Raw genomic sequence first — 13,747 nt, 5'->3', positions numbered from 1 at the left:
CAGGATCATCTGGCCCACCAGCGTCAGCGGCAGCAGGCGGCTCATCTTGTTCCACAGGGCGTTGCCGACGATGGAGGCCAGCAGGGCCATGCCGCTGACCACGACGATGAAGCGCATCCATTCCTCGGCGGCGAAATGGCCGGGGCGGATCAGGAAGGCCGGGATGGCGATCACGAGGGCCAGCGCGCCGGTGACCACGCCCGTCAGCAGGCTCCAGTCCTGGCCGGAGATATGCGGCAGGCGCGCCAGCCAGCGGCTGTTGCTGACGGCATAGGCAGTCCATGAGCCAAGGGCCGCAAAGGCGCAGGCCAGACCGATCAACTGGCCCTTCATCTCGCCCGGCGCATTGCCGTCCAGCGACTGCCAACCGACCAGACCGACGCCCGCTGCGGACATCGCAAGCGAAGGGGCCAGTTTGATGAAGGGTACGGCGCCCTTGTCGCGGCTGCCGATGATGGTCACCGCCACCGGCAGGAAGCCGATCACAAGTGAGGTCATGGCCACGCCGCCAAACTGAACCGCGCTGGCCAGGAAGATGTAATAGATGATGTTGCCCAAGAGGCTGAGCACGATCAGCGCCCGCCATTCTGCGGCGCCGATCAGGGCTGACAAACGCTTCCACTGGGGGGCGATCAGGGCAGCGGCGATGATCCCGTAGGCCAGGAACCGGCCTGCTGCGAGCTGCATCCCGTTGAAGGGCCGCGCCAGTTCCGGGGCGACAAACACCACGCCCCACAGGGCGCCCGCCGCCATGCCGCAGATGAGGCCCAGAATGATCCTGTTGGTCGATGGCATTGAAGACGCTCCGTTTCGGAGACGCCCATTATCCGCTCCACCGTCTGCGATCTTGATCCAGACTGCTGATCTTTAGACCGGGGCTACTGCCCCGTCAGCCCGTGCTCTGGCGCGAAAGGCGGCGATAGGCGGCGGGGGTGACGTCCATTGCCCGGCGCATGGCGCGGGTCAGGGCGCTCTGATCCGAATAACCGGCCCGGTAGGCCAGTTCCGAGATCGGCAGTTCGGTCTGCGCCAGCCAGCGCGCCGCCTGTTTCAACCGGATGTCGGCAAGGGCCGCAGCGGGGGTGGTGTCCAGCCGTTCGCGGAACAGGGCGTGCAGGCGGCTGGCGCTGACGCCGACGCGTGCGGCCATGCGCTCGACCGTCCAGTCTGCGCCCGGTTCGGCCTCCATCCGCGCCAGCAGCCCGTCCAGCCGCGAGGTGGCGGAGGGCGTGCCCGTCGTCAGGGCGTCCAGCAACAGGGGCGTCCAGTAGCTCAGCGCCTGTGCCGACGGGGCCGCGCCTGATGCGGTCATCAGCCCCATATAGTCGACCAGTTTTCCAGCCAGCGGGTTCAGGGTCAGGAACGAACCCGCCGCCAGCGCCTCGCTGGCCTGCGGCGAGGCCAGCGACAGGTCCAGATCCAGGATCAGCGAGGCATTGGGCTGGCGGCTTTCCTGCGAATGGCGCTCGCCCACGCCGACGAAAGCGGCGCGCCCCGGCATCAGGGGGGCTTGCCGTCCGCTCACATCGATTTCCAGAAAACCGGACAGCGGCAGGACCAGTTGCCCGAAATCATGCCGGTGCGGGCCATGATCGGCGCCGTACGACCGGACGCTGAGGCCCAGCGCCATCGGCTTTTCATCAGATGCGCCGGTCAGGATCGACATGGCGGCAATCTATCACAGGCGATCAGGCCGCGCAGCCGACCGCCCTATGTTCCCTTGACGGCGCCCAGATGGTCCACACCGCGCGTGCGGGCGATCTCGATCTGGCGCTGGCGTTCGGCATAGCGCAGCCGTTGTTCGTCATCGCGCGTGTCGCGGCACCGTTCACAGCAGACACCTTCGATGAAGTGGGGCGAGGCGCGGCCCGCCTCATCGACCGGCAGGCGGCAGGCGCGGCACAGGCTGTGCGGCCCTTGAACCAGCCCATGACCCACCGACACCCGCTCATCAAAGACGAAACAGTCGCCGCGCCACAGGCTGTCGGCCTCTTCGACCTCTTCCAGATAGCGCAGGATGCCGCCCTCCAGATGGTGGACGTTCTCGACCCCCTCGGCCTTGAGGAAGGCGGTGGATTTTTCGCAGCGGATGCCGCCGGTGCAGTACATGGCGACGCGTTTCGGCTGGGTCTGCTCCATCAGGGCGCGGCCCTCTGTGCGGAACCAGTCGGGGAAGTCGCGGAAGCTCTTGGTGTTGGGCTGCACCGCCCCTTCGAAGGCGCCGATCTCGCCCTCATAATCGTTGCGGGTGTCGATGATCAGGGTGTCGGGATCCGCGATCAGGGCGTTCCAGTCGGTCGGCGAGACATAGACCCCTGCTTGGCGCGCTGGATCCAGATCGGGCTGGCCCATGGTGACGATCTCGGCCTTCACGCGGACCTTCAGGCGCAGGAAGGGCATGTCGCCGGTCCAGGCGTATTTGACCTCAAGCTCAGCAAAGCCGGGCAGGGCGCGAATGGCCGCCAGCACCGCCTCGATGCCCGCTTCCGATCCTGCAATGGTGCCGTTCAGTCCTTCATGCGCGATCAGCAGGGTGCCGCGCACCCCGCCCGCCTCGCAGGCGGCGTACAGGGCGTCGCGCACCGCCTCGCGGTCGGTGATGGGGCTGAACCGGTAAAGGGCGGCGACGCGGATGTCGCCCGGCTCTGTCGTGGTCTGTTGGTCGGGGAGGCAAGACATGGCGCGAGCAGATACTCCGCCCGCCGGGTTTGGACAAACCCGGCGTCAGACGCCCAGAATCCAGCCTTCTTCCTGCTCGACCTGTTCGATCAGTTCCGGCGTCGCCGATGCGGGCGGTGCGAACTTGCCAGCCAGATCACCGGCTTCGTCCAGCAGGGCCAGGGCCTCTGCGGTCGTGCGGACCTGGGCCTGATCCTTGTATTCGCCGTCATTCGGCTTGGCGTTGAACATCGAGGGCCAGACCTCGACCACCAGGGCCGACAGCGGCTCGACGTCGTCCGGCGTCAGCGCCCGCCAGCCGGTGCCGAACGGCCAGACGGCGCCGGATGGGCCAAGGCTTTCCAGCAGGCGGCGCACAGCCGGAATGCCCACCAGGGTCTGACCACCCACGGCGCCCGCGCCATGCATCTGCCAGACGCTCTTGGGCTGTAGCCGTCCCTTGCGGGCGGCGTCTTCGGTCGCGCGGAACTCGGGGATGTCGGCGCCCGCGCCAACCGGCGGCTTGGTCGTCGTCAGCCAGCGCTGGGCCTGTTTCGCAGGTGCCCCCCACAGGGGCCAGGCCTCGTCCGTCATCAGACGGTTCATCTTGGCCGCGACCTGATAGCGGTTGTTGGTGTTGTCGGCCTTGTCCACGATGTTGGCGGCGATGAATTTCCACATCGCCTGCCAGGGCGCGCCTTCCAGCTTCAGCCGTTCAGCCGTGCCTTTGGGGTATCCGAAGTTGAAGTCCAGCCCGACCAGAACCCGGTCCCCGCGCTTGCGGTGTTCCGCCAGGATACTGGCCAGCAGGGCCTCGCCTTCCGCGCGCGTCGCGACATTGTGCGTCTCGGTATAGAGGCGGAAACGCACATCGCGTTTGGCCACGCCGATCCACAGGGACGTATCGCCCAGCTTCTTGTTTTCAGCAGCGGTCCAGTCGGCGACGACATAGGCGTCGAAAAGGCGGGCCAAGGCGGCCTCCCAAATAAAAAGGCGTATAGTACAATGAACTGGCGCTTCTAACGCCCCATCGTGACAATCGAAAGAGGGGATTGTCGCCGACGAAATCCAACGGGCGTCGGCTGCGCCCGGCGGGATTTCAGCCCTTCAGCAAGGCTTCCAGATGCGACAGCCAACGCCGTCCCAATCTCAAGGCCTCGCCAGGCGATCCGACCTGACCTGCAAACGTCGCATCCCATAACGCCAGTTCAAACTCGGGGTTGCGTGCGTCGGCGAACATCAGCCGCAGCACCACCTGTTCAGCGTCGGGCGCCAGGACATCCAGCGACTTGCGCACCTCGCCCCGGCGAACCCGCGCGACCACGTGGCCGTCAACGATGATCTCGCCGCCATCGACCTCGTTAAACAGATAGGCCAGCCCGTGGGCGCCGTTGGCCCACAGCACCACGACCTGTTCTTCGTCAAAGTTCAGGGCGCAGGCCTTGCCTTCGCCAGGGGACATGGTCTCGACTTCGGGCGCTGCGCCAATGGCCTTCAGCAGGGCGCGGTGAAGGCGCCGCGGGGGCTCCATCCACCAGGAAAAGGCCAGGGCCACGGTCGTCAGCAAGGCCGCCGCCAGGGCGACCAGCAATACGACGCGCAGCGCATCCGCCATGTCCGTCAGGCCTCCAGATCGAGGTCGATCACCACGGGCACGTGGTCGCTGGGCTTGTCCATGTCGCGGGCGTCGCGGTGGGTTTCGATGCTGCGGAAACGGTCAGCAGCCTGCGGCGACAACAGGGCGAAGTCGATGCGGATGCCGTGGTCGCGCTGCCAGGCGCCGGCCTGATAGTCCCAGAAGGTGTAGGTTCCCGCTGGTTCGTCGCCCAACTCATGGGAATCGGCCAGGCCCAGATTCTTCAGGGCCCGGAAGGCCTGACGGCTTTCTGGCTGGAACAGGGCGTCGCCGGTCCAGGCTGCGGGATCCTTGGCGTCCACGGCCTCGGGGATGACGTTGTAGTCGCCGCACAGGGCCAGAGGTTCTTCATAGGTCAGCAGTTCGCGCGCGCGGGCGTTCAGTCGTTCGAACCACGCCAGCTTGTAGGCGAACTTCTCCGTGCCCAGCGGGTTGCCGTTCGGCAGATAGATGGCCGCCACGCGAATAGGGCGAGGGGCCTCGATCACGGCTTCCAGATAGCGGGCCTGTTCGTCGGTTTCATCGCCCGGCAGGCCGCGCCGGACATCCGACAGGGGAAACTTCGACAGCAGGGCGACGCCGTTATAGCTCTTCTGGCCGTGCGTCTCGACGTTGTAGCCCAGGCTTTCAAAGGCCTCGCGCGGGAACTTCTCGTCGACGCATTTGATCTCCTGGAAACAGGCGACGTCGGGGTTGGCCTGTTCCAGCCACGCCAGCACGGTGGGCAGGCGGGCGTTGACAGAGTTCACGTTCCAGGTGGCGATGCGCATGACGACGAGGCTAGGCTGCGTCACGGTTCTGGAAAAGAGGCCGTGAAACAAAAAGGCCGCCGGATCACTCCGACGGCCTTTCATGCAGTGATTTAGCGCAAGACGTCCTTACGGACGGCCGCCTGCCGGAGCAGCCGCCGCCAATCTGCTGGGCGGTGGCGCAAGGATAGACTTGTTGAACGGCGTGCTCGGCGTTGGTGCGAGCGATGAAACCGTCACCGGCAGCGCACTTGGCTTCATAGAACATGCCGTTTGCATTCTGACCCATCAGGCGGGCTTCAGTGACGTCGCAGGCGGCAGCGTCAGAACCGGCCAGCCACTTCTTGACCGAGGCGGCGATCTCGCCAGCCGTTGTCAGGCGGCAGGTTCCGCGCTCGGCCAGCACCTGAATGCATTCGGTTTTCTGCCAGGCGTTGTCGATTTTCTTGATCCAGTAGCCCTGTTCGCCAGCGCAGCCGATCTCATAGACGATGGCGCCTTCGTTGGACTTGCCGATAACGGTTGCATCATCAACCGTGCAGGGCACTGCAGCCTGTTGGGCGTATTCACGCAGGAACCGCTGGGTGTCCAGGTTGGCGGCGATCGTGCACTGCGGGCCGACATCAGCCGTCGGGTTCGACGCGCGCATGGTGGCGGCCGAGTGAGCCAGGACAACACAATCCGTCACATTGGGCGGGGTCTTGGTTTCGATGATGTAGCCCGGTCCGGCGGCGCAGGCCATTTCGTAAACCGACGTCCGTTCCGCCGTCGTGCCCAGCAGCTTGGCTTCAGTCACCTGGCAGCCGGTGTTGGCGAGAGTGGCCTGTTCCTGGGCGGCGGCCTGAATCTGTTCAGGCGTCATCTGGGGTGCGCGGCTGCGGTCACGGTCACGTCCAGCACGGCCGCTGTTGGCGGGGCGCGTGGCTTCGTGAGTTCCGTCAGGTTGAGTCTGTGCGGCGACGGGAGCAACGGACGCGGCGCTGAAAGCCAGCGCCAGCAGCACGGCTGCGATGCGTAATTTCATAGGAAACACCTTGGGGGCTGTGTCTTCGAAAGTTTCGTGTGCCGACCTATTAGGTCGGGGTCAAGGCGTGGGTGGACGTAGCCACGACATCCGGCATAGAGTTCGTTAGTTGCGATTGGAGACGGACTTGCCCGACGGCGCCCAAAAACACGAAACGGCTGGTGAACGACGCGGCCCGAACTATCCGGTGTTGGAGGTTCCAGTCCCCGGGGCGGTGACCGAGGTTGCGTCTGGCGTGCTGTGGATGCGGCTGCCGCTGCCGTTCCAGTTGGATCATGTCAACGTCTATGCCGTGGCGGATGGCGAGGGCTGGGTGATTGTCGACACCGGGCTGAAGACCGGAGTTTCGATCAAGGCGTGGTCTGAGGCGCTGTCGGGGCCGTTGGGCGGACGGCCTGTGACGCGCGTCATCTGCACACATATGCACCCGGACCACATCGGCCTGGCGGGCTGGTTGTGCGAGCAAACGGGCGCGCCGCTGCTTATGTCGCAGATCGAGTATCTGACCGGACGCATGCTGGCGGCGGAAGAAGGGGGAGATGCGCCTGCCGAGGGTGAAGTCTTCTATCGCGCCGCCGGATGGAACGAAGCGCAGATCGCCAAGTGGCGGGCGGAGTATGGCGGTTTCGCCAAGGGCGTTTCGCCGATCCCGCGCGGCTATCAAAGACTGAGCGAAGGGGATGTTCTGGGCATCGGCGGCGATGAATGGACTGTCGTCATCGGATCCGGTCACAGCCCTGAGCATGTCTGTCTGTGGCGCAAGTCGGATGATGTTTTCATCGCCGGTGATCAGATTTTGCCGCGCATCTCGTCCAATGTGTCGGTCTGGCCGACCGAGGCTGCGGCTGATCCTCTGGGCGACTGGATGGACTCGATCGAAAAACTTCAGGCCCTGCTGCCGGAAGGCGCCTTTATCCTGCCTGCGCATGGCGAGCCCTTTTACGGCGTTCGTCCGCGTCTGGATGCTCTGAAACGCGGGCACGAGACGGCGCTGAAACGGCTTGATCGGACCTTGGGGAAACCGGCTAGGGTCGTTGACGCCTTCCCGGCGGTGTTTGGTCGCTCCATCGGGGATGCTGTGCTGGGCATGGCCACGGGTGAGGCTCAGGCGCACCTGAACTATCTGGAACGGCGGGGCCGCGCGCGGCGAACACGCGATGAAAACGGCGTCGACTGGTGGTCGGCGACGGATAAGAACGAGGAAACGACATGAGCGAACATATCCGCACTGAACTGTCGGACGGCGTGCTGAGCGTCACCCTGAACCGGGCCGACAAGAAGAACGCCATCACCCAGGCGATGTACGCCGCCCTGTCGGATGCGATGGAGCGGGCCAAGGCCGATGACGCCATCCGCGCGGTGCTGCTGCGCGCCGAAGGCGACAGCTTCTCGGCGGGCAATGACATCGGCGACTTCATCGCCATCGGTTCACAGACCGAAAAGCCGTTCGACATGTCGGTGTTCCGGTACCTGAAGTCGCTGGCTGATCTGGACAAGCCGCTGGTGGCGGCGGTGAAGGGGCGGGCCGTCGGCATCGGCCTGACCATGCTGCTGCATTGCGATCTGGTGGTGGTGGCGGACGACGCGCTGCTGTCGGTCCCGTTTGTCAATCTGGCCCTGGCGCCCGAAGCGGCGTCCAGCCTGCTTCTGCCGGCCGCCATCGGTCATCAGCGCGCGTTTGAGTTGTTCGCCCTGGGCGAGGTCATCGACGGCAAGACGGCGCTGGCGTGGGGACTGGCGAACCGCGCGGTTCCGGCTGGCGACGTCGATGCGACGGCGGCGGAGCTGGCGGCAAAGGTCGCGGCCCGTGCCCCGAACTCGATCCGCAAGACGAAACGCCTGATGCGCGACGCCGAGGCCCTGTGGGTCCTGATGCAACGCGAGGGTGAGGCCTTTGGCTCGCAGATGAAGAGCCCCGAGGCGATGGAGGCCTTCACCGCCTTCACCCAGAAGCGGGCGCCGGACTTCTCCAAGCTGGGCTGATCGCCGACGCGCCTTGATTTGGCGCAGCTTTGGTCCTAGGTGCGCGCGCCCATACCGGAGCGCAGATGTCGCACGCCCTTGCCCTGTCGGCGGCCCACAGCCGCATCGAAGCCGAGATCCCGGCTGACGCCGAAGGCGTGGAGGCGCTGGTCATGGCCGCCTTTGGGCCGGGCCGCTTCGCCAAGACGGCGGAACGCCTGCGCGAAGGTTCGTGCCCGGCGGCGGGTTTCGTCATTCGTCAGAACGGGCGGATCATCGGATCGGTGCGTCTGTGGCCGGTGATGGTGGGGGACACCCACGCGCTGTTCCTGGGGCCGATTGCGGTGGACGCCGCCAGCCGCAGCGACGGCCTGGGTGCTGAGTTGGTGCAGGCCTGTGTGGACTATGCCCGGACGGCGGGCATCGGCGGCATTCTGCTGGTCGGAGATCCTCCGTATTTCGGACGGTTCGGCTTTGCGCCCGCGCCGGATGCCGTTCTGTCGGGACCGGTTGATCGGCGCCGCCTGCTGTGGCTGGGCGTTCAGGTCGAGACCGTGCAGGGCGCCGTCTCCATCGCCCTCTGAGGCCAGTCTCCCCCAGATTAACCGTCATCCCTAACCCGGATGGATGATACCCGTCACCGAAGCGCCACCGCACGATGCATCCCCTGAATGGAGGTCGTGATGTTGCGGCGGCGGGTTGCAGGGATCCTGGGAGCGTTCGTGTTTTCGATCGCGATCTGGATGGTCCTTGTCTGCAGCGTGCTGGCGGCGACCGGTTCTGAACAGCGCCTGATAGAGCGCGTCAATCAGGCCGTGAATCGTGAAATCAGCTTCCAGTCGGATGATGAGCAGTATGGTCGCGATGTGATTGCGATCGAGCCGTCATCGAAACGCGGCGACTGTGACGACTATGCCTTCACCAAGCTGGCGCGCCTGTTTCAGGCGGGGTTTCCGGGTGAGCGGATGGCGGTGCTTCGGGTCACCAATGAAAAAGGCGCGCCCCATGCCGTGCTGGTCATCGACGGCGACTGGGTGCTGGACAACCGCTTCGCCTGGATCGAGCACAAGGCGACGCTGGAGCGGTATGGGTATCGGTTTCCCATCTGATCGGCGCGAGCGGCGGTGACGAAACGCTCCGGCGCGCCTAAGTCATAGGGCATGACTGAGAAAAGCGGATTGGAGGCCGTTGCGGACGCAGCGAAACAGGCGCCGGGACGCGGCCTGCCGCCCGTCCATCTGTGGAACCCGGAGCATTGCGGCGACATCGACATCCTGATCCGCGCGGACGGGGTGTGGATGCACGAAGGCTCGCCTATCGGGCGTGAGGCGCTGGTGCGGCTGTTCTCGACCGTGCTGAGGAAAGACCCCGACGGCTATCATCTGGTCACGCCAGTCGAGAAGATGAAGATCCGGGTCGAGGACCTGCCGTTCCGGGCCGTGGCGATGCAGCGGGACGGCGATGATCTGGTCTTCACCACGGATGTGGGCGATCAGGTGCGGGCGGGTGTGGATGACCCCATTGTGGTCGAAACCGATGCGGTGAGCGGTGAACCGGCGCCGAGGGTTCATGTGCGGCGCGGCCTGTGGGCGCGGATCGTGCGGTCAGTCTTCTATGATCTGGTCGAGACGGCCGATGAGGTCGATGGACGGCTGGCGGTGCGGTCGGGCGGTCAGGCGTTTGATCTGGGGGCTGTGGCGTGAGTTTGAACACCCTGAGAGAGCGGCTGCTGGATCGGTTGGCCCCGGTCGAGACATGGCGGCCGGACGCCAAGGTGGTCCGGTCGGATTTCGACCTGAACCCGATGGTCGAACGCTCGATGAAGACGCTGCGGCCCGCGGCGGTTCTGGTGCCGATCGTGGCGCGCCCGGAAGGGGCGACGGTGCTGTTGACGCGGCGGTCCGACACCTTGGCCAGCCATACCGGACAGATCGCCTTTCCCGGCGGTCGCCTGGATCCCGGCGAGAACGCGGTTCACGCCGCCCTGCGCGAAGCCGACGAAGAGGTCGCCCTGAAACGCGATGCGGTCGAGGTGCTGGGCCTGTCCGACACCTATGAGACGGGCACCGGGTTTCTGGTGACGCCAGTGATCGGCTGGCTGCGCGAACCGCCGGTGGTGACCCCGTCGCCGGATGAGGTGGCCGAGGTGTTCGAGACGCCGTGGAGCTTCCTGATGGACGCGGCCAATCACCGTCGGGACTTCTACGACATGGATGCGGGGCTCAGGCGCTGGTTCTGGGCCATGCCGTGGGGCGAGCGCTACATCTGGGGTGTGACCGCCAGCATCCTGAAAGGCCTGCATGCGCGCCTGTATGGCGACGAGGCTGAACCGGACGCAGCAGCGGACGAGGACGCGGCGTGACGGTGTCGATGGCGGACCAGCCGTGGCTGACGGCCTCGGCGACCAGAGCCGTCATGGCCGCGCTGGAGGCGGCGGGCGGGCCGGGGTGCGCGCGCTTTGTCGGCGGCTGTGTCCGAAACAGCCTGATGGGGCAGGGTGTCGACGATATCGACATCGCCACGCGGTTGCGGCCCGAACAGACGATTGCGGCCTTGAAGGCGGCGGGGCTGAAGGCCGTGCCGACCGGGGTTGAGCACGGCACGGTGACCGGCGTGTCCGAGCGCGAACCCTATGAGATCACGACCCTGCGCCGGGATGTGGAGACGGATGGACGGCGCGCGGTGGTGGCCTTCACTGAGGACTGGGCCGAGGACGCGGCGCGGCGGGACTTCCGCCTGAACGCCCTGTACGCCGACGCCGCAGGGACGGTGTTCGATCCGACCGGCGGCGGGCTGGAGGATGCAGCGGCTGGCCGGATCGTCTTCGTCGGCGAGGCGGAGACGCGCATTCGTGAAGACTATCTGCGGATCCTGCGGTTTTTCCGGTTTTACGCCTGGTACGGGCGGGAGGCGCCGGACGCGGTGGGTCTAGCGGCCTGTGGCGCGTTGAAGGGCGGCATGGACAGGCTGTCCGCCGAGCGGGTGTCCAAGGAACTGCTGAAACTTCTGGCCGCGCCTGATCCGCGCCCGTCGGTGCGGGCGATGCAGGACAGCGGGGTTCTGGCGCAGGTGTTGCCGGAGGTGCAGCCGCTGGCGCTGTTCGAAGCCCTGTGCGGGCTGAGCGCTGATCCGGTTCTGCGTCTGTCGGCCCTGCTGCCTAAGGATGAGGCGCAGGTGGTGCGGATTGCGGGGGCTCTGCGCCTGTCGAACGCGGTGCGTGACCGACTGTCTGCCATTGTCGCGGACGGAGCGCAGGTTTCACCTGACATGGGAGAGGTGGCTGCGCGGGCGGCCATCTATCGGCTGGGGCGGCCCGCCTTTCAGGATCGTCTGCGGCTGGCCGAGGCGGCGACGGGCGGTGACGGCGAGACTTTGCGTCAACTGGCGGAGGTCTGGGTTGCGCCGAAAGTGCCGGTCGGCGGACGTGAACTGGCCAAGCTGGGCGTCAAGCCGGGGCCGGAGACGGGTCGTATCCTCAAGGCGTTCGAGGCGGGCTGGATCGCCGACGACTTCCCCACAGACGGCCACGAAGACCGGCTGCGGGAACTGATCGCGGATTGAGGCTGCCTATCGCGCCGCGCGGGTGAACTCGGTGATGACCGGGCGGTGGTCCGATCCTGTCGGCTGGCCGATGCGGCGGCTGAGCAGGGCCAGATCCGGCGAGCGGTAGACCTGGTCGATGTTGATGTCGATGAAGGCGGGGGCCTGGCTGGGCCAGGTGCCGGGCCAGCCGGGAGCGGGGATCAGGCCCATGTCCGCCTGAATCTGTTTGCCGATACGGGCGCTGGAGACGCTGTTGAAATCGCCTGCGACGATGACGGGATGCTCGGGCGCGGCCAGACGGCGTTCGGTCAGGGCCATGACCTGCGTGATCTGGCCCCACTGATACTGATAGGGCCAGGGCCGGGTCAGGTGGACGCCGAAGACATTGAGCGGGCCCAGCGGGGTCTCGATCTCGGCGCCGACGGCCTGAAGCCCGTCATGTCGTGACGGCAGCTTCTGTGTGATCGGAAAACGTGAGGCGATGACGGAGCGGGATGAACCGGTGGTTGGGTCCAGACGGCCGTTGATGGCGCGGTGCGGGTAACCGGCCAGCAGTTCCTCAACATGGGCGGAGGGCGCCGCGCCGAACTCGACCAGCACGATGATGTCAGGATCAGCCGCGACGATGGAGCGGCGCATGGCCTGAACATTGGTGTTCTCGACCCACAGATTTGCGGAATAGAGCCGGATCACGGGCTGGCCGGGCTGGGGCGTTCCCTTGGTCGGCGTCAGTTGCGGCCAGACGGCGACCAGCAGCACCAGCGACGCCAGAACCCCGACAGCGGCGGCAGGCCACAGGCGTAGAATCAGGCAGATCAGGGCGCCGACGACCGCCACGACCAGAGCCGGGGCGGTGAACTGGGCCAGGATGTCCACCCAGCGATGGCCGATGCCGGACAGGGCGGCGACGCCGAACCCAGACAGGCCCACAAGGATCGCACTCGCAGCCAGATTGGCCGCCAGTTTCAGCAAGGACATCAAGGATTGCCTTTCGTTGTGAACGCTGATCCGAATGCGGCGTTAGGGACGCGACATGGCCAAGCGCACGATCAGCGATATCGAGAACATCTGGTCCAATGTCGAGGGGATCAAGAAGTTGTCGGACCGTGTGATCGGTTTTGGGCCGTTCGGCGTGGGGATGGACGGTCTGTTGACCTGGGTCCCTATCGTCGGAACCGTCTATACGGTCGGAACGGGCGGCTGGCTGATGTGGCAGGGCTTACGCGCCAAGGCGACGCCCGCGACCCTGGCGCGGATGGCCGCCTATATGGCGGTGGACGCCGCGACGGGAACCGTGCCGATTGCAGGCGACGTGGTGGACACCTTCTTTCCCGGTCAACTGCTGGCGGCGGGGGCGCCGCAGAAGCACATCGAGTCCACCCACTGGGTCGAGGACTCAGAGGCCAACGCCAAGGCCAGCGGCGATCATGACAAGCATCTGGAGACGGTTCAGGCAGACAAGAAGCTGCGCCGGATCGTCTATCTGCACGACTGAAATGGGTGTGCAGGCATGGGGCTGCGCGCACATCTGGTCGAACGATCTCTATGGAAAACAATAGGCTGGTCGGCATGTCGGCCAATCTGCGCGCCTGACCTCGGCCTGCGCACAGACTGATCTCCAACGACAACGGAGATCAGCCAATGAGCGACGACTTCAGCGCGCGTCTGGCCCTGCCTTATCTGGCGGCGGGGCAGATGCAGAAACATGTGACCCTGAATGAGGCCCTGACGCGCCTGGACGCCCTGACGGCGACGGCGGTGGTCAGCCGGACGACTGCGGCCCAGCCATCCAGCGTGGCGGATGGGGCGCTTTACATCCTGCCTGCGGGCGCGACAGGCGCAGCGTGGGCCGGGCGTGCGGCGGGTGCGCTGATGCGGTTCGAGGTCGGGGGCTGGACTGAAGTTCCTGCGCCCGTCGGCTTGATCGCGGTGGTGCTGGACACCCAGTCGGTCCTGGTGCGTGAGGTGGGTGAGTGGCGTCCGCTGGGCGGCCGGCTGGGCGAAGTGCAGAACCTGACGCGTCTGGGCGTCGGCACAACTGCGGACGCGGGCAATCCTGTCGCGGTCAAGGCAGGCAAGATGCTGTTCACCGCGCTGGAAGCTGAGGCGGGCGGCGACGGCGACCTGCGCATGACCCTGAACAAACAGGGCGCGTCGGATGTGCTGTCCCTGTTG

17 protein-coding genes are annotated in these 13,747 nt (G+C 66.0%); 9 read left to right on the top strand and 8 right to left on the bottom strand.

Annotation, left to right across the window (positions count from 1 at the left end):
• From QZ281_RS10790 to QZ281_RS10760, 7 genes are all read right to left on the bottom strand, one after another.
• The coding region (locus QZ281_RS10790) for a DMT family transporter (RefSeq protein ID WP_292228238.1) at nucleotides 1–795 on the bottom strand (795 nt) is incomplete at its 3' end.
• Nucleotides 796–889: 94 nt separating this feature from the next.
• Nucleotides 890–1,666 (bottom strand): AraC family transcriptional regulator, encoded by a 777-nt coding sequence (locus tag QZ281_RS10785; RefSeq protein WP_292228236.1) that lies wholly within the window; start codon nucleotides 1,664–1,666, stop codon nucleotides 890–892.
• A 44-nt stretch (nucleotides 1,667–1,710) separates the two neighbouring features.
• Nucleotides 1,711–2,679 carry a rhodanese-related sulfurtransferase gene (locus QZ281_RS10780; RefSeq protein WP_292228234.1) on the bottom strand — a complete coding sequence of 323 codons (969 nt, stop codon included), beginning with the start codon at nucleotides 2,677–2,679 and terminating at the stop codon, nucleotides 1,711–1,713.
• Nucleotides 2,680–2,724: 45 nt separating this feature from the next.
• A complete protein-coding gene (locus QZ281_RS10775; protein ID WP_292228232.1) occupies nucleotides 2,725–3,630 on the bottom strand; it encodes a cobalamin biosynthesis protein CbiG in 906 nt (301 codons plus the stop codon).
• A 127-nt stretch (nucleotides 3,631–3,757) separates the two neighbouring features.
• Entirely contained in the window at nucleotides 3,758–4,273 is a 516-nt protein-coding gene (locus QZ281_RS10770; RefSeq protein WP_292228230.1) for a hypothetical protein, read from the bottom strand.
• A gap of 5 nt (nucleotides 4,274–4,278) precedes the next feature.
• On the bottom strand, nucleotides 4,279–5,064 hold the full coding sequence (locus tag QZ281_RS10765; protein WP_292228228.1) for an exodeoxyribonuclease III: 786 nt from the start codon (nucleotides 5,062–5,064) through the stop codon (nucleotides 4,279–4,281).
• A gap of 64 nt (nucleotides 5,065–5,128) precedes the next feature.
• The gene (locus QZ281_RS10760) at nucleotides 5,129–6,067 is read right to left on the bottom strand and encodes a hypothetical protein (RefSeq protein WP_292228226.1); all 939 of its coding nucleotides are present in this window, start codon (nucleotides 6,065–6,067) and stop codon (nucleotides 5,129–5,131) included.
• Between the two features lie 127 nt (nucleotides 6,068–6,194).
• On the opposite strand from QZ281_RS10760, the gene QZ281_RS10755 reads away from it, so the two are divergent.
• The 7 genes from QZ281_RS10755 (at nucleotide 6,195) to QZ281_RS10725 (ending at nucleotide 11,590) form a co-directional block, all read left to right on the top strand.
• Complete coding sequence (locus QZ281_RS10755; RefSeq protein ID WP_292228224.1) at nucleotides 6,195–7,280, top strand: MBL fold metallo-hydrolase; 1,086 nt, start codon at nucleotides 6,195–6,197, stop codon at nucleotides 7,278–7,280.
• Entirely contained in the window at nucleotides 7,277–8,050 is a 774-nt protein-coding gene (locus QZ281_RS10750) for an enoyl-CoA hydratase (RefSeq protein ID WP_292228222.1), read from the top strand. The genes QZ281_RS10755 and QZ281_RS10750 overlap by 4 nt, the downstream gene beginning before the upstream one ends.
• 65 nt (nucleotides 8,051–8,115) lie before the next feature.
• On the top strand, nucleotides 8,116–8,613 hold the full coding sequence (locus QZ281_RS10745) for an N-acetyltransferase (protein WP_292228221.1): 498 nt from the start codon (nucleotides 8,116–8,118) through the stop codon (nucleotides 8,611–8,613).
• A gap of 138 nt (nucleotides 8,614–8,751) precedes the next feature.
• A complete protein-coding gene (locus QZ281_RS10740) occupies nucleotides 8,752–9,138 on the top strand; it encodes a transglutaminase-like cysteine peptidase (RefSeq protein ID WP_292228219.1) in 387 nt (128 codons plus the stop codon).
• Nucleotides 9,139–9,189: 51 nt separating this feature from the next.
• Nucleotides 9,190–9,732: a DUF1285 domain-containing protein gene (locus QZ281_RS10735; RefSeq protein ID WP_292228217.1), complete on the top strand. Its 543-nt coding sequence runs from the start codon at nucleotides 9,190–9,192 to the stop codon at nucleotides 9,730–9,732.
• Entirely contained in the window at nucleotides 9,729–10,391 is a 663-nt protein-coding gene (locus QZ281_RS10730; RefSeq protein ID WP_292228215.1) for a CoA pyrophosphatase, read from the top strand. Before QZ281_RS10735 ends, QZ281_RS10730 begins: the two co-directional genes overlap by 4 nt.
• On the top strand, nucleotides 10,388–11,590 hold the full coding sequence (locus QZ281_RS10725) for a CCA tRNA nucleotidyltransferase (RefSeq protein ID WP_292228213.1): 1,203 nt from the start codon (nucleotides 10,388–10,390) through the stop codon (nucleotides 11,588–11,590). The genes QZ281_RS10730 and QZ281_RS10725 overlap by 4 nt, the downstream gene beginning before the upstream one ends.
• 6 nt (nucleotides 11,591–11,596) lie before the next feature.
• On the opposite strand, the gene QZ281_RS10720 is transcribed toward QZ281_RS10725, so the two are convergent.
• Nucleotides 11,597–12,550 carry an endonuclease/exonuclease/phosphatase family protein gene (locus QZ281_RS10720; protein ID WP_292228211.1) on the bottom strand — a complete coding sequence of 318 codons (954 nt, stop codon included), beginning with the start codon at nucleotides 12,548–12,550 and terminating at the stop codon, nucleotides 11,597–11,599.
• 55 nt (nucleotides 12,551–12,605) lie between these two features.
• On the opposite strand from QZ281_RS10720, the gene QZ281_RS10715 reads away from it, so the two are divergent.
• Both QZ281_RS10715 and QZ281_RS10710 read left to right on the top strand, forming a co-directional pair.
• The gene (locus tag QZ281_RS10715) at nucleotides 12,606–13,067 is read left to right on the top strand and encodes a DUF4112 domain-containing protein (RefSeq protein WP_292228209.1); all 462 of its coding nucleotides are present in this window, start codon (nucleotides 12,606–12,608) and stop codon (nucleotides 13,065–13,067) included.
• 146 nt (nucleotides 13,068–13,213) lie between these two features.
• Nucleotides 13,214–13,747: DUF2793 domain-containing protein (locus QZ281_RS10710; RefSeq protein ID WP_292228207.1), on the top strand; the 534-nt coding region annotated here is incomplete at its 3' end.

It is taken from the genome of Brevundimonas sp., assembly GCF_018608325.1.
Taxonomy (GTDB): domain Bacteria; phylum Pseudomonadota; class Alphaproteobacteria; order Caulobacterales; family Caulobacteraceae; genus Brevundimonas.
The sequence above is the reverse complement of the archived record's forward strand: the minus strand, read 5'-3'. Positions and strand labels throughout refer to the sequence as shown.

Coding starts and splice junctions, on each gene's coding strand:
- QZ281_RS10765 (WP_292228228.1), bottom strand. CDS start 5,064: ATGCGCATCGCCACCTGGAACGTGAACTCTGTCAACGCCCGCCTGCCC.
- QZ281_RS10760 (WP_292228226.1), bottom strand. CDS start 6,067: ATGAAATTACGCATCGCAGCCGTGCTGCTGGCGCTGGCTTTCAGCGCC.
- QZ281_RS10745 (WP_292228221.1), top strand. CDS start 8,116: ATGTCGCACGCCCTTGCCCTGTCGGCGGCCCACAGCCGCATCGAAGCC.
- QZ281_RS10785 (WP_292228236.1), bottom strand. CDS start 1,666: ATGTCGATCCTGACCGGCGCATCTGATGAAAAGCCGATGGCGCTGGGC.
- QZ281_RS10715 (WP_292228209.1), top strand. CDS start 12,606: ATGGCCAAGCGCACGATCAGCGATATCGAGAACATCTGGTCCAATGTC.
- QZ281_RS10770 (WP_292228230.1), bottom strand. CDS start 4,273: ATGGCGGATGCGCTGCGCGTCGTATTGCTGGTCGCCCTGGCGGCGGCC.
- QZ281_RS10720 (WP_292228211.1), bottom strand. CDS start 12,550: ATGTCCTTGCTGAAACTGGCGGCCAATCTGGCTGCGAGTGCGATCCTT.
- QZ281_RS10750 (WP_292228222.1), top strand. CDS start 7,277: ATGAGCGAACATATCCGCACTGAACTGTCGGACGGCGTGCTGAGCGTC.
- QZ281_RS10735 (WP_292228217.1), top strand. CDS start 9,190: ATGACTGAGAAAAGCGGATTGGAGGCCGTTGCGGACGCAGCGAAACAG.
- QZ281_RS10780 (WP_292228234.1), bottom strand. CDS start 2,679: ATGTCTTGCCTCCCCGACCAACAGACCACGACAGAGCCGGGCGACATC.